A 17,333-nucleotide genomic window follows, 5' to 3' on the forward strand; every position below is an offset into this window, starting at 1 on the left:
TATTCTTTTAAGAGTAAAATTGCTAAAATAACGCTTTTAATTTTAACCAAGGAAATATTTTGAGGGTTTTACTAGCTTTATTTTTATCAAGCTTGGCTCTTTTAGGCGCTGAAGCAACTATACCAACTGTAAATTTAAGCCTTAGTGCTCCAAATAGCCCACAACAACTCGTAACAACCCTAAATATAGTCATAGTTTTAACCATACTAGCTCTTGCGCCTACCATTGTTTTTGTAATGACTTCTTTTTTAAGACTTGTTGTAGTGTTTTCTTTTTTAAGAACAGCTCTTGGCACTCAAACTATGCCACCAAATACTATTTTGGTTACCTTAGCTTTGATTTTAACTTTTTTCATTATGGAGCCTGTGGCTACAAAATCATACAATGAAGGTATAAAACCCTATATCGCTGAACAAATAGGTTATGAAGAAGCTTTTGCTAAAGGTGTTAAGCCTTTTAAAGATTTTATGCTAAAAAACACTAGGGAAAAAGACTTAGCGCTTTTTTATAGGATTAGAAATTTAGAAAATCCAAAAACCATAGATGATGTGCCTTTAACAGTTTTAGTGCCAGCCTTTATGATAAGCGAGCTTAAAACTGCTTTTGAAATAGGCTTTTTACTTTTCTTGCCATTTTTGGTTATTGATATGGTAGTAAGCTCGGTATTAATGGCTATGGGTATGATGATGCTACCTCCTGTTATGATTTCTATGCCTTTTAAACTTTTGATATTTGTGCTTGTAGATGGATGGAATTTACTCATACAAAATTTAGTCAAAAGCTTTTTAACTTAGTAGAATAAAATGTATATTTTTTCTTCCTTATTTAGTATATTTTGTTTGCTTTTTGGTGGATATTTTGCTAAAAAAATCAAAATTTTAAAACAAAAACAAGCGCGCGCTTTTTTAGATTTTGCTATTATTTTTGCCTTGCCTTGCTTGATTTTTGAGCGTGCTTATCATTTAAATTTTGATTTTTCTTTGATTGTTATTATATTGCTTGGGTTGGGTTGTGCTATTGTTTCAGCATTATGTTGTGTATTTTTAGCTCTTTGCTTTAAATTTAGCAAAAGCACTCTTGTAAGTATTTTTTTACTTTCTAGCTTTGGAAATACTTTATTTGTAGGTATACCTATTATTAGTGGAATTTATCAAGATCCTCATTTTTTGGGAGAGATTATCCTTTATGATGCTCTTGCTACTTCTTTGCCAGTGGCACTGCTTGCTCCCTTTATCATATCTTTAGCTAGTGAGCAAAAGGTAAGCTTTTTACAAAATCTTAAAAAAGTTTTTACTTTTCCACCTTTTGTTGCTTTGATTTTAGGACTTTGTTTTAAGTTTGCTACACTTCCTGATTTTATCTTTGAACCTTTGCGTATGCTTGGAGCTAGTGCCACACCTATAGCGCTTTTTGCCATAGGTTTAAATTTAGGCTTTTTAAGTATAAAAACTTCCTATAAAGCAACTATAATAGTCATTTTTGGCAAAATGATACTCACACCTTTAATCTTTTTAGTACTTTTAAAGCTTTTAAATTTCAAATTAAATCCTAGCTCTATCATCGCTTTACTTGAATCAGCTATGCCTACTATGACAATGGTTGCAGCTATGATTATGAAAGCAAAACTTGATACAAATTTAGCAGTTAGTTCTGTGGCTTTTGGTATAGTTTTTGCCTTTATTTCTTTACCTATTTGGGTATATTTTCTAAGCTAAGGATATAAATGGCATTTGCTATCTTTGGAAAATATCTTTATGATGATCTTGCCTTTACCCTTAAAGCCTATACTCAAAAAGAAAGTAAAAAAGCTTTTAAAGCTATAGAAAAATACAAAAATCAATATTATTTTTTAGGCTATATTCAATATGAATTTTATAAATATCTAGAAGATAAAAATTATAAAAGCAAAGAACCTTTTTTATATTTTTTTGCTTTTAAATCAAAAAAAATCTTCACAAGTGAAGAAAAAAATTTAGACTTTTACCCAAGTTTTTCATCCAATTTAAACCAAGAAAAATATTTTGAAAATTTTAACAAAGTTAAAGATGCTATAGCTAAAGGACAAAGTTATCAAGTTAATCTTACTCAAGAACTACATTTACAATCAAATCTTAATGTGTATGAGAGTTTTTTAAGCCTTTATCCTAAGCAAAATACCCCTTATAAAGCTTATATGAAAAATGAATTTTTAGAACTAGCTTCATTTTCACCTGAGCTTTTTTTTAAAATCAAAAATAAAAAAATCATCACAAAACCCATGAAAGGCACAATCAAACGCTCAAATAATCCAAAAGAAGATGAAATTCTAAAAAACTTTTTAAAATGCGATAAAAAAACCATTAGCGAAAATGTAATGATAGTTGATTTATTACGCAATGATATTTCAAAACTCATCAAAAAACATTCTTTAAAATGCGAACTTTTTAAGGTTAAAACCTATCCTACCTTACACCAACTCATTTCAAAAATAAGCGGAAAATTAAAGCAAAAAAATGATTATTTTAAAATTTTCAAAGCCCTTTTTCCATGTGGATCTATCACAGGCGCACCCAAAATAGAAACCATTAAACTCATAGAAAATTTAGAGCAAAGAAAACGCGGGATTTATTGTGGTGTGATAGGTTTAATCCATAAAAACAAAGCAAAATTTAGCGTAGCCATACGCACTTTAGAGAAAAAAAATAATGATGATTTTTTAAGATATGGTGTGGGAAGTGGGCTTGTATGGGACTCACAAAAACAAGATGAATTTGAAGAATTAAAACTAAAAAGCAAAATTTTAGAACCTAACTTTTACTTGTTTGAAACAATGTATTATAAAAATCATTCTATTTTATTTTTCAAAGAACATTTACAAAGAATTTTAAACTCAGCTAAATTTTTTGGCTTTGATACTCAAAGATTAGTACATGATTTTAAAAATATACTAGAGAGTAAAGATAAAAAATCTCATTTTAAATCTTTACAAAATTTTAATAATTTTGTTTTCAATCATCATCATTTTTTTACAAAAAGTAATTTTACTCAAAAAGGCTCAAAAGCTATTAAATTAAAACTTTTCAAAAATGGTCTTTATGAGTTTGATTTTAGCAATATACAAGAAAATTCAAGCAAAAAACTACTCATAAGCAAAAACATCGTAAAAGTAAATCTTTTAACACACCATAAAACTTCTCTGCGTAGTTTATATGAAGCAAATTCATATCTATGGAAAGAAAACATTTGCTATGATATAGTTTTTTTTAATGAAAAAGACATACTTTGTGAGGGTTCAAGAACTAATATTATCATAAATTTAAATGATGAGTATTTTACTCCTTATGCCAAAAACTGCCTCAATGGCATTTATAGACAAGCACTCTTAAAACACAAGCTCATCAAAGAAAAAGATATCACTAAAGATGCGCTTTTAAATGCTAAAGAAATTTATGCTATTAATTCTTTAAGAGGCTTAAAAAGGGTGTTTTTATGAGAGTTTTGATTATAGATAATTATGATTCTTTTACCTATACCATAGCCTTTTATTTAAAAGAATTAAATATTACTTATAAAATCATCAAAAACGATAAATTTAAAAACCCAAAAAAGCTTAAAAAATATGATTTTACCCATCTTTTAATCTCCCCTGGACCAAATTCTCCAAAAGAATCAAAGCTAAGCTTAAAAGCTATAAAATATTTTAAAAAAGATAAAAAAATTCTTGGAATTTGTCTAGGACACCAATGTATAGCACATGTTTTTGGTGGTAAAATTTCAAAACTTACAAATCCAACTCATGGTAAGGTAAAAACTATAAAATTTAAACCAAATCCACTTTTTAAAAATCTTAAGCAAAATTTTAAAATTTGTTTATATCACTCTCTTTATGTTAGCCATATAGGTAAAAAATGTGAAATTTTAGCCCATAGTGAAGATAATGTCATCATGGCTTTAAAACATAAAAAATACGACATTTATGGAATCCAATTTCATCCTGAAGCCATACTAAGTCAAAATGGTAAAAAGCTACTTAAAAATTTTCTTGCTTTATAATTACTTTAAGTTATATTTTCTATAATAAAACAAAAAGTTTAAAAATGAAAATTTTATATTTACTTTTCTTGCCTTTATTTTTGCTAGCTAATAATCTTAAAGAATTTATAGATTTAAGTTTAAATAATGAAAATTACTTACAAAAACAACTTCAATTTTCAAAAAGTATTTTAGAACAAGAAAGTGTGCAAAATGCTTATTTGCCAAGTTTACATTTAGGTGTTTCTTATCTTGGCTCAAACAAAGATCGCTTTATCATAGAACCTCAAGAAAGTCTAATGAGTACTCTTTCGCTTAAATTTTTACTTTTTGATGGGGGTAATAGAGAAGCAAAAATCGCTAGCATGCAAAGTCTAAAACAACTTGCTCATCTTGAAAAAGAAAACATGGCAAATTATATGGCGCTTAGTGCTAGTGTTTTGTATTTTAATTATCTTAGTTTAGAAAGTATTATAGCAAGTGATAAACAAAAAGAAATCACTCTGCAAAATCAACTCAAGCGCTTAGAAAATTTTTACCAAGCTGGACTTGCTAGCCAAAGTGAGCTTGAGAGCATAAGAGCAAAATTTGAGTTAAGCTCTTATGAATTGGCTCAAAATGAATTAAAACTATATGAATTAAAAAATGAAATTTATAATCTTAGCAAAACGCATTTTACGCCTTCTTTTCAAAATATTTTACAAGAACCAAGTGCAGAAAAAAACAAAAGCTATGAAATAGCCCTTATGCAAGAAAAATTAAATTTAGAAAATTTAAAAATAGACTCTGCTAGAGCTGAGTTGTTTCCAAAAATATTTTTACAAAATAGTTTTAGTTTTTATGATATGAACTATAATCCTAAATTACCACATGAGCTAAAATCAACAAGCGAAAGCTTTTTAAAAGAACATGGACAAAGCAATCGTTTTATTTTAGCTTTTGAGTGGAAAATTTTTGATTTTGGGGCTAATCAAAAAGCCTTAGAAGCTCAAAAATATACAAGCAAAATCACTCAATTAGAGCTTGAAAAAACCAAAAGAAAAGTAGATATAGAACTAGATAATCTTTTACAAGAAATTGAAATTTCTAAAGTTAAAATAAAAGCATTAAATGCAAGTTTTAAGGCGGCTAATTTAGCTTTTGAGGCCATTGAGAAAAAATACACCGCAGGACTTTGCTCATATGTAGAATACCTAAATGCATTAGAATTAAAATACAAAAGTCAAAGCCAGCTTGAACTAGCTAAAAATGAACATGAAATCACAAAAGCAAGGTATTATTTTGCAGCTGGAATTGATATAAAAACAAAGGTTTTAGAATGAAATTAGTATTTTTAACTTTATTTTCTCTACTCACTTTAAAAGCTGAAGAAATTTATGCTAGTTTTGATGTGCTTGCACAAAATCAATCAAAATTATCCTTGCAAAGTGCTGGTATAGTTAAGGCAATTTATGTGAATGTTAATGATAAAGTAAAAAAAGATCAAGTCTTACTTAAACTTGAAGATTCTAGCGAGCAAATAGCCTTAAAATTAGCACAAAATGAATACAAACTTGCCACTCTTGCACTAGAACATGCTAAAAGTTCTTTAGAAAAATTTAAAAAGGTACAAGAAGTTATAGATAAGCAAAGTTATGAAAATGTTTTATTTGAGTTTCAAAAAGCACAAAGCTTGCAACAAAAAGCCTTTTTAAATATACAACACTATAAAGACTTAATCGATAAAAAAACTCTAAAAGCACCTTATGATGGGATTATTTCTAACAAATATATCGACATAGGCGATGGAGCTAGGGGAATTTCTCATGTTTTATTTGATTTTTTTTCTTATCCAAAAGTAAAATTGCTTTTAAGTTTTGATGAGAAATTTAAAGATAAGGTAAAAATCGATGATATTTTTATTTATAAAATAGACTCAAATGAAAAAGAATATCAAGGTAAAATCACACTTATTTATCCAAGTATAGACATAAAAACACGAAAAATTTATGCAGAAGTTGAGGCCTTAAACTTTACTCCAGGTTCTTTTGGAGAAGGAAAAATCATCACCAAGGATTAATCTTGTATCGTTTTGCTATTAATAATCCTATTGCTGTTTTGATGTTTTTTATCGCTTTGGTGATTTTTGGTACTTTTTCTATTTTTAGTATGCCCATTAATCTTTATCCAAAAGTAGATATTCCTTTGATTAAAATTACCACCACCGCTAATGGGGATTTAAAATACATAGAATCTAAAATAACCAAAGAAATAGAAAATGCAATTTCAGATGTACAAGGGATAAAAAATATCAATTCTACAAGTTATAATAATTTTTCTATTTCTGTTGTTGAATTTGAATTAGGCAAAAACTTGGAAGTAGCTGCAAATGATATTAGAGATAAACTTAATACTATTAATCTTCCAGCAAAGCCAACCTTAGAAAAAATATCCCCTGATGCAGGATCTGTTGTATCATTATTTTTAAGCTCCAAAGATCATTTAAAACTTATGCGTAAGATTGACAATGATATAAAACCATTTTTACAAAAAATTTCAGGAGTTGGAACGATCAATGATATAGCCTTTTTAAAACCACAAGTTCAAATCAAACTCCTGCCTAATGCCTTGCAAAAATATCACATTAATGCACTTGATGTAGCTAAAATCATCCAAAGTCATAATTTTAAACAATATCTAGGTGAGTTTGAAAATTCAAAAGATAATTTCACCATCAAAGGATATTTTGAAGCACAAAATTTAAAAGAGTTAGAAAATATACGCATTTTTAGTGGAATATTTTTAAAAGACATAGCAAATATTAGCTATGGCTTAGAAGATCAAAAGCAGTTTGCAATGCTTGATACAAAAGATGGGGTATTACTTGAGCTTAATAAAATTTCTGGTTATAACTCCTTAAAAGTTATAGAAAATATCAAAAATTCTTTAAAAACATTACAAACAATAGTAGGCAATGAGATAGAAATTAAAATAGTTTATGATAAAAGCCAAAATATCTTAAAACATATCAATCAAGTTATTTTTGATATGGTTTTTGGCGTGATTTTGACACTTTTAATAGTGTATGTATTTTTAAGAAATATCAGTGCGACTATTTTAGCTTTTATTGTTTTACCAACTTCAATTATTTCTAGTTTTTTTCTCATTAATCTTTTAGGTTATGATATTAATCGCTTAACCATCATAGCTCTTACTTTAAGTATAGGAATTTTTATAGATGATGCTATAGTTATTATTGAAAGTATAGCCAAAAAAGCAAAAACACTCCCTCCTTTACAAGCTTCATTTGAAGGAATCAAAGAAATAGGCTTTAGCGTTTTAAGCATTAGTGCGGTTTTATTGTGTGTGTTTATACCTATTGCTTATATGAATTCAGTTCCTGGTTTATTTTTTAATGTATTAGCTACTAGCGTTGCTTCTGGTGTGATTATAAGCTATCTTGTAAGTGTATTTCTAATACCTACCTTAAGTGCTAGATTTTTAAATACTAGCGAAGGCACATTTTATAAAAAAAGTGAATTTTTATTTATAAAACTTGACTTATTTTATGAAAAGCTACTTTATAAAGTTTTAGCTAATAAAATTAAATTTATCTTATCAACGCTTGTTGTAATTATTTTATGTTTTTCTTTAGCTCCTAAAATAGGCTTGGATTTTCTACCTATAGAAGAAGATAGTGAAATACAAGTTTTATTAGAAAGTAAAAACGACTTATCTTTAGAAGCTATGAAAGAAAAAAGTTTAAAAGTATATGAAAATATAAAGCAAGATCCAAGTGTTGCTTATGCATATTTACTTATAGGATATAATGACGCAAAAGAAATTAAAAAAGCAAAAATTTATGTAAAATTAAAACCTTTAAATGAAAGAAAATTCAGACAACCTAAGCTTATTAGCCTTTTTCAAGAAAAATTAAACTCCTATGAAGGCTTAAAGATAAAAGTTTTAGAACTCCCTAAAATAGAAGGAGCAGGCATTGAAGATCCAGTTCAAATTCAAATTTTAGGTGATGATTTAAAGCTAATAAAAGAAGCTATTAATAGAATGAAAGAAGTGTTTTCAAAACACGAAGGCTTTGTTGCTATAGATGATAATGAAGGGGATTTAAAAGAAGAAATTGCTATTAATATCAATAGAGAAAAAGCTGCCAAACTTGGTATTAACCCTCAAGAACTTGCTTATGTCTTGGCTTATTCCTTTGGAAATTTAAGTGTTGGAAATATGGATTATAAAAATTTTAAAGATGAAATTATCCTTAGCTTTGATGAAGCTTTTAAGCAAAATCCAACTAGTTTAGAGCTAATAGAACTTAAAAATCATAACAATGAAAGTATAAAACTTGCTAGTATTGCTAGCTTTTCTTATAAAAAAGATCTTTCTTTGATTAACAGACACAATAAAACTACTAGTATAAAACTCACTTCAAGCATAGAAAACATTTCTTTAGGCGAAGTAAGAAAAATTTTTGAGTCCAATTTAGCTTATATTTTAGGAAAAAATAACCTATCTTTTGCTTATTCTGGCTTTTTGGACTTTTTAGATGATACCATTAGTGGATTTTTGTTTTCTATATCTTTGGGAATGATTTTGATTTATTTAATCCTTGCTTCTTTGTATTCAAGTTTAATACTTCCTTTAATCATCATGATAAGCATGCCTTTGGCTTTTGGTGGAGCTTGTTTTGGAATTTTTATCACAGGAAATCACTTTTCTTTATTTGTGCTTGTGGCTATTATTTTGCTTTTTGGAATGGTAGGAAAAAATGCTATATTATTAGTAGATGTAGCTAATAAAAAATGCGATGAAGGTATGGAAGTAGAAAAAGCACTAATTTATGCAGGAAAAAGTCGTTTAAGAGCCATTTTAATGACAACTTTTGCGATGATTTTTTCCATGCTTCCACTAGCACTTTCAAGGGGTTCTGGTTTTGAAGGAAATTCTCCTATGGCCATTGCTATTATATTTGGTCTTATTAGTTCAACCTTGCTTACACTTTTAGTAGTGCCAGCTTTATTTAAATTTGCTCATAATTTAGATGTGAAAATTAAAAAAATCTACCAAAGAGAGAAAATTTAATTAAAAACTCTCATATTCTTTAGCTATAAAAACTTCATCATCTTTTACAATTAATGGGCGTTTTATGAGTGTTGGACTTTCTAAAATCATTGCTTTAATTTCATCTTGGTTTAAATTTTGAAGTTTTTCTTTATTTAAGCCTAATTTTCTAGCACTCATACCCGCTGTATTTACAAGCTCTAAAACACTCCTTTTGCTAAGCCAAAAATCTAAAGTTTCCTCATCTAGCTTTTTAATATCTAAAAATTCAAATTCAATTTGCTTAGAATTTAAATAATCCATAGCTTTTTTAACACTATTACAATTTTTAATACCATAAAATTTTAACATTTTCTTGCCTTTTTAACTAAGTCTGCTATGATAAATGCTAATTCTAAAGCTTGATCGGCATTTAATCTTGGATCACATTGTGTTTCATAACGTTTAGAAAGTTCTTCTTGAGTGATATTTAAAGAACCTCCTACACATTCTGTTACATTTTGCCCTGTCATTTCCAAATGTACCCCACCAGGATATACTCCCTCACTCATAGCTATTTCAAAAAACGCACGCACTTCTTGAATGATTTTATCAAATTCTCTTGTTTTAAAATTACCCGATTTAACCGTATTTGCATGCATAGGATCTATGCTATAAAGTATATTAAATCCTTCTTGTTTTAACTCTTTAAATAATTTTGGCAAGGCATTTTCTATCTTATCACATCCCATACGAATGATGAAATTTAATCTTCCTGCTTCATTATGCGGATTTAAAATACTTACTAGCTTTTTAATTTCATCTAAATCATAATTAGCACTAAGTTTAACACCAAGTGGATTTTTTACACCGCTTAAAAAATGCACATGTGCTTCATCTGCTTTTCTAGTACGCTCACCTATCCAAAGCATATGTGCTGAACAATCATAAATTTCCCCGCTTAAACTATCTACCCTAGTTAAAGCCTCTTCATAAGGTAAAAGCAAGGCTTCATGAGAAGTATAAAAGGCTGTTTGAGAAAGATTTGGAGTATCGGTGATACCACAAGCTTGCATAAAAGCTAAAGCTTGAGTGATTTTTTCGCTAAGTTCATCATATTTTCTCCCAAGTTCTGCCTTTTTTAAAAAACCCAAATTCCACTTATGCACTACTCTTAAATCCGCTAAACCACCTCTTGAAAAAGCTCTTAATAAATTTAAAGTTGTAGCACTTTGATAATATGCTTCTAGCATTCTTTTAGGATCAGCTATTCTTGATTTTTCATTAAATTCAAAACCATTAATAATATCCCCGCGATAACTTGGAAGCTTTACTCCTTCAATTTCTTCAAAATCACTACTTCTTGGCTTTGCAAATTGTCCTGCAACGCGCCCTACTTTAACGATGGGACAAGATCCTGCAAAAGTAAGCACTATAGCCATTTGAAGCATAACTTTGAACATATCTCTTATATTATCAGCGCCAAAATTTACAAAACTCTCCGCACAATCTCCTCCTTGGAGTAAAAATGCTTGTGAATTTACAACATTAGCAAGGGATTTTTTTAATTTATCCACCTCACCTGCAAAAACAAGCGGTGGTAATTTTTCTAATTTTTTAACAACATCTTGTAATTCATTTTCATCAGGATATTGTGGTTGTTGCTGAATTTTATAATTTTTCCAAGAATCTTTAGTCCATTTCATAGCTTAACTTCCTAATTTTAGTAAGCTAAAATTATACAAAATGAGGCTTAAATTAAGATTTTAAAACACTTTTAATGCGTTCAAGACTATCTTGCTTATATAAAGTTAAGCGCACTATAGAATCTTCTAACGCTAAAAGATTATGGATTTCATGAGCTTTTAAACTTACACTATCCAGTGTTTTAAGTAGAATTTTTTGGTTTAAAACTCCAAAATCAATGGAGCCTTTTAACACTTGTATGGTAATATCAAAAGGTGCTTTATGATCTTTCATAAAGCTATCTTTTGACATAGTTATGCAGATTTCTTTAGCATAAGCATTTTCTATTTTCTTAGATATATTTATGCCATTTTGAATTTCTTGTTCCCAGGAAATTACTTCATATATTTGAGTTCTAAATTTCACTTTTATTTTTTAAGTTCTTTAATACGAGCAGCCTTACCTCTTCTATCTCTTAGGTAGAATAATCTAGCACGGCGTACACGACCTCTTCTTAATACTGTAATACTTTCTAAACTTTCACTATAAATAGGGAAAATTCTTTCAACGCCTACATTGTTAGCACCAATTTTACGTACGATGAAAGTTTCATCTACACCATTTCCTCTACGTGCTATACAAATACCTTCAAAATTTTGAATTCTTGTTTTATCGCCTTCTTTAATGCGAATAGCAAGTCTTAAAGTATCTCCAGCACGAAATTCTGGAACATTTTTACCTTCAATTTGTTTTTGCTCAAATTGCTCAATGTATTTATTTTTCATAACGATATTCCTTAAAATTTGCGTTCATGCTTTTGATACAAATCAGGACGAAAATATTTCGTTTTGCAAGACGCCAAAGTAGTTTTTAAAGCTGTGATTTTAGCGTGATTTCCCTTTAAAAACTCTGAAGGCACATAAAATTTTTTATTTTCCTTTTCAAAAATAAAAGGCTTAGAAAACGATGGGGCTTCTAATAAGTCATTTTCAAAACTTTCTTCACTTAAGCTTTCGCTATTTCCAAGAACATCTTGAATATTTCTGCTAATAGCATCACACATCACCAAAGACGCTAACTCTCCACCTGTAAGTATAAAATCACCTATAGAAAATACCTCATTAGCAAATTCTTCCACAATGCGCTCATCCAAACCCTCATATCTACTACTTACAAAGCAAACATGATCTTTCTTACTTAATCTTTTAGCATCAGCTTGTTTAAAAGTCTTAGCGCAAGGCAAAAGAAAAACAAAATGAACATTTTTATCTTGCTTTTTAATATGCCTTAAGCAATCATACAAAGGCTGAGCTTGTAATAAAAGCCCTGCACCTCCTCCTATTTTATAATCATCTACTTTAAAGTGCTTATTTGCAGTAAAATTTCTAGGATTAACAAAAGCAAATTCTAATATCCCTTTTTCTTTTGCTCTTGCTAAAATAGAAGTTTGAAAATAAGGCTCAATAAGCTCTGGGAATAAACTTACAAAAGTATATTTCATGAATTTTCTAAAATATCTAAAGCAGATTGTGTGAATATTTTTTTATTTTCTACATCAACTTTTTGAATATATTTATCAACATAAGGAATATAAAAGTTTTTAACCTTTGTTTGTAGTTTTTCATCACATTTTATACAAAATAAAAATCCTGCTCCATTTTCTAAAATGTCTTCAACTACACCTAATTTTTGCTCATTTTCAATAATATCACATCCAATTATATCAAAATAAAAATACTCATCTTTTTTTAATTTACAAGTTTCTTTTGTAGCTTCAATAGTTTGAAAAAGAGTAATATTAGTTAAGGTTTTGGCAGCTTCAACACTCTCAAAACCTTCAAATAAAACTAAAGATCTAGTTTTATCAAAAGCCTTTATGGTGTAAATTTTTTGATTAATATCAAAAAATTTAGCACCTATTTTAAACTGCTCATAAAAATCACTAAGATTATGTAATCTTACATAACCTTTCAAACCAACACTTTTCCCAAGTTTAGCAACTTGGATCAAATCATTCTTCAATGGCTTTTACCGTTATACGATATGAAGTTGCATCTTTAACTTTATAAGCCATAATGACTGTTTTTATTGCGTTGATTAATTTTCCATTTTTTCCGATCAACTTACCAGTATCAGATGGATCGACATAAATGATAATTTCAGCAAAATTATTTTCTAAATTTTGTCTTTGTATATCAACTTTTTCAGGAAAATCAACAATTAATTTTGCATATTCTCTTAAAAAATTTTCAACCATTTTTATTTGCTTGTAATAGCTGCTACTCTATCGCTTAATTTAGCACCTACGCTTTTCCAATAAGCTAAACGCTCAGCATCAAATTTTACCACTTCAGGTTCAACCATAGGATTGTAATATCCAATGCTTTCTATCCAGCTACCATCACGTCTTTTTCTACTATCAGTTACAACTATACGATAAAATGGTCTTTTTTTACGTCCCATTTTTGTAAGTCTGATTACTGTCATTTTAATACTCCTAAAAAAATTAAAATTTTGTTATAGATATTTTAACTCATATATCCATAAAAAAGCTTTAATTATTGTGGTCTTTTAGCTTGCTGCAACATATTCATAAAGTTTTCCATTCCTTTTTTGTTTGAAAATTTCTTTGCCAACTTAGCTGCATTGCTAAATTGTTTTAAAAAGCGATTTACTTCCATTTGAGACAAACCAGCACCCTCTGCAATACGACGCTTTCTTGCGTTGTTTAACAAATCAGGATTTTCTCTTTCTTTTGGTGTCATTGATGAAATCATTGCCTTAATATGAATAATTTCTTTAGAATTATCCAAATCAATATCTTTAATATTTGCTGCCATAGATGATAAACCAGGTATCATACCAATGATTGATTTCATACTACCAAGTTTTTTAACACTTTCCATTTGATTTAAAAAATCATTAAAATTAAATTCACCTTTTTTAATTTTCTTATTAAGTTTTTTTGCTTCTTTTTCATCAATAATAGCGGCAGTTTTTTCAGCCAAAGTCGCTAAATCACCCTCGCCCATGATACGATTAACAATTCTATCAGGGATAAACACTTCTAAATCAGCTACTTTCTCGCCAACACCAATAAATCTTAAAGGCACACCAATTTGTTTTGCTATACCTAGTGCAACACCGCCTTTAGTATCTGCATCAAATTTACTTAAAATAACCCCTGTAATTTCTAAAGCTTCATTAAAGCTACTCGCTGTTTTAACACCATCTTGACCACTCATAGCATCAGCTACATAAAACACTTCATCAGGATTTAAAATAGTTTTTACTTCTTTAAGCTCATTCATCAAAGCTGTATCGATCGCTAAACGGCCGGCAGTATCTACAAGCAAAACATCATACATAGAATTTTTTGCTTTTTCTAAAGCTTGTTTAGCTACATTTAAAGGATTGCTTTCATTTTCTATAAAAAACAAATCAAGCTCATTAGCTTGAGTGAGTTGTCTTAACTGCTCTACCGCAGCTAATCTTTGCAAGTCACATGCAGCAATTAGCACTTTTTTATTTCTTAGTTTTAAGTAATTAGCAATTTTTACCGTAGTAGTAGTTTTACCACCGCCTTGTAAACCACACATCAAAACAACCGTAGGTGGCTTACTAGCAAATACAAAACCTTGATTTTTACCTTTAACACTAAGAATTTCTTCTAAATTTTTCTTAATTGAATCTAAAAATTGTTTTTGACCTATACCATTAGTTTTTACATCATTTTCTACTAAAGTAAGCAATTCTTTAGTAACTTTATGATGTACATCTGCTTTTAAAAGGGCTTTTTTTAAAGTGTCAAGAGCGTTTTTTAAAGCTTTTTCATCATCAACAAAACGAAGTTTATTAACTGCGGATTTAAACGACTCACTAACTATTTCAAACACTTTATTTTCCCTTTATTAAAATTTTAAAAAGCTAAATTATAAACCCTTTTAGCTTTAAACGCCTTTAAAAATTTAAATTTTTTATTTCAAAACCATAAGCATTGAAGCTCTCATCAAGTAAGGCTTTAAATTGATAATCAAAAATATGCGTTTCATAAGAGTGCAAATACATTCTTGATGAACTAATTTTTGCATATTTTTCATCACCTATAATACCATGTTTTATGTGGTTTAAATGCACTCTGATTTGATGTGTTCTACCTGTTTTAATGATCGCTTTTATTAAGGTTTTTTTAGCATTTACCATTAAAGGTATAACTTGAGTATGAGCTTCTAAGCCAAATTTATCGATTTTGCTAAAGGCTCCAGATTTATTTTTTATAGTAGTTATTTTTTCACAAATTTCAAGCTCTTCAGCAATCACCCCATCAACAATAGCCAAATAACTTTTATAAACATTTTGCTTTTTATATTCTTGAATACATTTTAGTCTAAATTCCTCATCTTTGCTTAAAAGTAAAACTCCACTTGTTTCCTTATCAAGTCTATTGATTAATTTAGCATTATAAACACTTTCTAAATTCTCGCTAATCTCTCCATAAGGCTTATTTAAAGCTATGATTTTATCATCTTCAAAAAGTATTTTTGCTTTTTTTATTTTTTGCACAACAAATCTTGTTTTAGAACTCATCAAAGCTCTAGCTATAACAACCTTTTTGCCCATAGCAAAAACACAGCCTTTGTCAATCAAATCTTTTGCTGCATTATTAGAAATTTTTTCTTGCATTGCAAGCAATTTATAAGCTTTTTCTTGCATCTAAACCTTCTTTTATACTTAATATAACTTCACTTAAATCACTTTGTTCTTTAAGTTGTGCTTGTGATAATTTTTGCTTTAAAAAAACATTTATATCTTTTGCACTCTCACAAATATACAAATCATCAACTTCTTGATATAAACTTTCTTGATTAAAAAAATATTTCCCTGAGATAATAACATTATTCCATCTAGCTGCCTCTATAGGATTATGCCCACCTATATTATCTACAAAAGAGCCGCATAAAAAAACCACATCACTAATCTTATAAAAACTTTCTAGCTCACCTAAAGTATCTAGCAATAAACATTTGGTATTAAAAAAATTTGCAAAATTATTTTCGCTTAAAGTAAAGTCTGAAAATTTTTGCATATTATAGTGGTTTTTTTGACAAAAATCTTTTAAAATTTTCTCAACTTCACCAAAACGCTCTGGATGTCTTGGAGCAATAATCAATTTATCGTTTTCTTCTAAATTAATTTCATTAAGTAATAATCGTTCTTCATTTTCATGTGTACTAGCAAATATAATAATCCTAGCTTTGGGCTTGGAATAGTTTTTCACTTGTTCTTGTTTTATATTAGCTTTGATATTTTTATATGCTATAACATTTTTAGCACCCAAGCATTCTAATCTTTCTTTGTCTTTTTGACTTTGTGCAAACACAACATCAATATATTTAAAAATCAAACGATAAAAAAAGCTAAAACGCTTATAGTTTTTTAAAGATCTATCGCTAATTCTAGCATTTAATAAAACAACTTTTGCATTATAAAATTTAGCCATAAACACAAGCATAAGCCAAAGCTCTGCTTCAAAAATAACCAAAACTTTACAAGGTCTCATCCAAAAAGGTACAAAAATCTCAAAAGGGAAAAAATTTACTTTTTTAGAATATTTTAAAGCTTCACTAAAACCAGTTTGAGTTATGGTTGAAATTTTACAAGCTGGAAAAAGTTTTATTAAAGGAATAAGGCTTTTAATTTCACCAAAAGAACAAGCATGAAAATACACATCACCTTGTTTTTGCCTTAAATTTTTGTAAAGAAAGAATCTTGATTTTAATGATATTTTATACTTTTCCTTGCAAAAACTTAAAATCAATAAAAAAGGAGCTGCAATTATATATATAATCACAGCAAAAATATAATAAAAAAAAATCAATTTTGATTTTCTTCTTTTTCTTTGTATAAAATTCTTCCACAATGTGGGCAAGTTATGATTTCATCACCTTTTAAAACAGCCAAATAAGTTTTATCATAAATTCTCATAAAACAGCCATAACAAGCATGTTTTTTTACAGGAACTACTGCAGTATTTCCTGCCCATTTTCTAATTTTTTCATAAAAAGTTAAAACTTTTTGATTTATTTCACCTACTAATTTTACCTTTTTATCATAAATTTGCAATCTTTCTTTTTCAATATCCACTAAAACAGTTTTAGTTTGAGCATCGATTTGATCCACTTCATTTTCAAGTTCGCTTCTTTTAGCTTGCAATTCTTGTATAAACTTTTCTTTATTTTCTAAAATTTTATCCAATCTTTCAATTTCTTCATTTGCTGCATCAAGTTGTTCTTTAGCTATATCCTCTTCAATTTTTAAAGCATTTGCTTCTTTTTCAGTTTTTACCGCTGCACTTTTTTTGGCTATTTCTTTTATTTTTACACCAAATTCTGCAATATGATTGTTGTTTTGAATTTTTTGATTTTCTATATCTTTAATATCTTTCTCAAAACCTGCAATTTCTTCTTCTGTTTTATCAAGTAAATTGCGTTTTTCTTTTAAATCTTTTGTAGCATCTTCTACTTTATTTGCAAAACCATCAAGTTCTTTATCAATTTGCGATAAAGCTATAAGTTGTTCTAAATATTTACTCATTGAAATTT

The 17,333-nt window shown here is 28.5% G+C and carries 19 protein-coding genes; 7 read left to right on the forward strand and 12 right to left on the reverse strand.

The genetic code is table 11. The features are described from left to right. Window positions 1-59: 59 nt before the first annotated feature. The 7 genes from fliP to L8V79_RS00540 are packed head-to-tail and all read left to right on the forward strand — an operon-like array spanning window position 60 to window position 9,087. Window positions 60-794, forward strand: coding sequence for a flagellar type III secretion system pore protein FliP (gene fliP / locus L8V79_RS00510; protein ID WP_012661688.1), 735 nt, complete (start codon window positions 60-62; stop codon window positions 792-794). A gap of 9 nt (window positions 795-803) precedes the next feature. After that, window positions 804-1,715, forward strand: a complete 912-nt coding sequence (locus L8V79_RS00515) for an AEC family transporter (RefSeq protein ID WP_263663146.1) — start codon at window positions 804-806, stop codon at window positions 1,713-1,715. A gap of 8 nt (window positions 1,716-1,723) precedes the next feature. Beyond that, window positions 1,724-3,472 (forward strand): bifunctional chorismate-binding protein/class IV aminotransferase, encoded by a 1,749-nt coding sequence (locus L8V79_RS00520; protein ID WP_263702096.1) that lies wholly within the window; start codon window positions 1,724-1,726, stop codon window positions 3,470-3,472. Continuing rightward, window positions 3,469-4,032, forward strand: a complete 564-nt coding sequence (locus L8V79_RS00525) for an anthranilate synthase component II (protein WP_263702097.1) — start codon at window positions 3,469-3,471, stop codon at window positions 4,030-4,032. Before L8V79_RS00520 ends, L8V79_RS00525 begins: the two co-directional genes overlap by 4 nt. Before the next feature lie 44 nt (window positions 4,033-4,076). Next, window positions 4,077-5,333 carry a TolC family protein gene (locus tag L8V79_RS00530; protein ID WP_263702098.1) on the forward strand — a complete coding sequence of 419 codons (1,257 nt, stop codon included), beginning with the start codon at window positions 4,077-4,079 and terminating at the stop codon, window positions 5,331-5,333. Then, entirely contained in the window at window positions 5,330-6,070 is a 741-nt protein-coding gene (locus L8V79_RS00535) for an efflux RND transporter periplasmic adaptor subunit (protein ID WP_263702099.1), read from the forward strand. The genes L8V79_RS00530 and L8V79_RS00535 overlap by 4 nt, the downstream gene beginning before the upstream one ends. Before the next feature lie 2 nt (window positions 6,071-6,072). Beyond that, window positions 6,073-9,087 carry an efflux RND transporter permease subunit gene (locus tag L8V79_RS00540; protein WP_263702100.1) on the forward strand — a complete coding sequence of 1,005 codons (3,015 nt, stop codon included), beginning with the start codon at window positions 6,073-6,075 and terminating at the stop codon, window positions 9,085-9,087. On the opposite strand, the gene L8V79_RS00545 is transcribed toward L8V79_RS00540, so the two are convergent. The 12 genes from L8V79_RS00545 to L8V79_RS00600 all read right to left on the reverse strand — a co-directional run bounded on the left by L8V79_RS00545 (window position 9,088) and on the right by L8V79_RS00600 (window position 17,325). Next, window positions 9,088-9,417: a Spx/MgsR family RNA polymerase-binding regulatory protein gene (locus L8V79_RS00545; RefSeq protein ID WP_263668432.1), complete on the reverse strand. Its 330-nt coding sequence runs from the start codon at window positions 9,415-9,417 to the stop codon at window positions 9,088-9,090. Next, entirely contained in the window at window positions 9,411-10,751 is a 1,341-nt protein-coding gene (locus tag L8V79_RS00550) for a class II 3-deoxy-7-phosphoheptulonate synthase (RefSeq protein ID WP_263702102.1), read from the reverse strand. Before L8V79_RS00550 ends, L8V79_RS00545 begins: the two co-directional genes overlap by 7 nt. A 52-nt stretch (window positions 10,752-10,803) precedes the next feature. Continuing rightward, a complete protein-coding gene (locus L8V79_RS00555) occupies window positions 10,804-11,157 on the reverse strand; it encodes a cupin domain-containing protein (RefSeq protein WP_263702104.1) in 354 nt (117 codons plus the stop codon). A gap of 2 nt (window positions 11,158-11,159) precedes the next feature. After that, a complete protein-coding gene (gene rplS / locus L8V79_RS00560; RefSeq protein WP_012661698.1) occupies window positions 11,160-11,516 on the reverse strand; it encodes a 50S ribosomal protein L19 in 357 nt (118 codons plus the stop codon). Between the two features lie 11 nt (window positions 11,517-11,527). Beyond that, entirely contained in the window at window positions 11,528-12,232 is a 705-nt protein-coding gene (trmD, locus tag L8V79_RS00565; RefSeq protein ID WP_263702105.1) for a tRNA (guanosine(37)-N1)-methyltransferase TrmD, read from the reverse strand. Then, window positions 12,229-12,753, reverse strand: coding sequence for a ribosome maturation factor RimM (gene rimM, locus L8V79_RS00570; RefSeq protein WP_263702106.1), 525 nt, complete (start codon window positions 12,751-12,753; stop codon window positions 12,229-12,231). The genes trmD and rimM overlap by 4 nt, the downstream gene beginning before the upstream one ends. Further along, the gene (locus L8V79_RS00575) at window positions 12,743-12,988 is read right to left on the reverse strand and encodes a KH domain-containing protein (RefSeq protein ID WP_012661701.1); all 246 of its coding nucleotides are present in this window, start codon (window positions 12,986-12,988) and stop codon (window positions 12,743-12,745) included. Before L8V79_RS00575 ends, rimM begins: the two co-directional genes overlap by 11 nt. 2 nt (window positions 12,989-12,990) lie before the next feature. Continuing rightward, window positions 12,991-13,218 carry a 30S ribosomal protein S16 gene (rpsP, locus tag L8V79_RS00580; RefSeq protein ID WP_012661702.1) on the reverse strand — a complete coding sequence of 76 codons (228 nt, stop codon included), beginning with the start codon at window positions 13,216-13,218 and terminating at the stop codon, window positions 12,991-12,993. A gap of 71 nt (window positions 13,219-13,289) precedes the next feature. Next, window positions 13,290-14,627, reverse strand: a complete 1,338-nt coding sequence (gene ffh, locus L8V79_RS00585) for a signal recognition particle protein (RefSeq protein WP_258107570.1) — start codon at window positions 14,625-14,627, stop codon at window positions 13,290-13,292. 64 nt (window positions 14,628-14,691) lie between these two features. Then, the gene (locus L8V79_RS00590) at window positions 14,692-15,444 is read right to left on the reverse strand and encodes a pseudouridine synthase family protein (protein WP_263702107.1); all 753 of its coding nucleotides are present in this window, start codon (window positions 15,442-15,444) and stop codon (window positions 14,692-14,694) included. Further along, window positions 15,425-16,609: a lipid IV(A) 3-deoxy-D-manno-octulosonic acid transferase gene (waaA, locus tag L8V79_RS00595; protein WP_263702108.1), complete on the reverse strand. Its 1,185-nt coding sequence runs from the start codon at window positions 16,607-16,609 to the stop codon at window positions 15,425-15,427. Before waaA ends, L8V79_RS00590 begins: the two co-directional genes overlap by 20 nt. Further along, window positions 16,606-17,325, reverse strand: coding sequence for a zinc ribbon domain-containing protein (locus L8V79_RS00600; protein ID WP_149062431.1), 720 nt, complete (start codon window positions 17,323-17,325; stop codon window positions 16,606-16,608). The genes waaA and L8V79_RS00600 overlap by 4 nt, the downstream gene beginning before the upstream one ends. Between the last annotated feature and the right edge of the window lie 8 nt (window positions 17,326-17,333).

It is taken from the genome of Campylobacter sp. IFREMER_LSEM_CL2194, from assembly GCF_025771685.1.
GTDB lineage: Bacteria > Campylobacterota > Campylobacteria > Campylobacterales > Campylobacteraceae > Campylobacter_D.

What these genes read in the sequence shown, in the direction of transcription:
- L8V79_RS00590 (WP_263702107.1), bottom strand. Translation starts at nt 15,444, where the DNA reads ATGCAAGAAAAAGCTTATAAATTGCTTGCAATGCAAGAAAAAATTTCT.
- L8V79_RS00535 (WP_263702099.1), top strand. Translation starts at nt 5,330, where the DNA reads ATGAAATTAGTATTTTTAACTTTATTTTCTCTACTCACTTTAAAAGCT.
- rpsP (WP_012661702.1), bottom strand. Translation starts at nt 13,218, where the DNA reads ATGACAGTAATCAGACTTACAAAAATGGGACGTAAAAAAAGACCATTT.
- L8V79_RS00520 (WP_263702096.1), top strand. Translation starts at nt 1,724, where the DNA reads ATGGCATTTGCTATCTTTGGAAAATATCTTTATGATGATCTTGCCTTT.
- L8V79_RS00545 (WP_263668432.1), bottom strand. Translation starts at nt 9,417, where the DNA reads ATGTTAAAATTTTATGGTATTAAAAATTGTAATAGTGTTAAAAAAGCT.
- L8V79_RS00515 (WP_263663146.1), top strand. Translation starts at nt 804, where the DNA reads ATGTATATTTTTTCTTCCTTATTTAGTATATTTTGTTTGCTTTTTGGT.
- L8V79_RS00550 (WP_263702102.1), bottom strand. Translation starts at nt 10,751, where the DNA reads ATGAAATGGACTAAAGATTCTTGGAAAAATTATAAAATTCAGCAACAA.
- L8V79_RS00530 (WP_263702098.1), top strand. Translation starts at nt 4,077, where the DNA reads ATGAAAATTTTATATTTACTTTTCTTGCCTTTATTTTTGCTAGCTAAT.
- L8V79_RS00600 (WP_149062431.1), bottom strand. Translation starts at nt 17,325, where the DNA reads ATGAGTAAATATTTAGAACAACTTATAGCTTTATCGCAAATTGATAAA.
- trmD (WP_263702105.1), bottom strand. Translation starts at nt 12,232, where the DNA reads ATGAAATATACTTTTGTAAGTTTATTCCCAGAGCTTATTGAGCCTTAT.
- L8V79_RS00525 (WP_263702097.1), top strand. Translation starts at nt 3,469, where the DNA reads ATGAGAGTTTTGATTATAGATAATTATGATTCTTTTACCTATACCATA.
- L8V79_RS00575 (WP_012661701.1), bottom strand. Translation starts at nt 12,988, where the DNA reads ATGGTTGAAAATTTTTTAAGAGAATATGCAAAATTAATTGTTGATTTT.
- rplS (WP_012661698.1), bottom strand. Translation starts at nt 11,516, where the DNA reads ATGAAAAATAAATACATTGAGCAATTTGAGCAAAAACAAATTGAAGGT.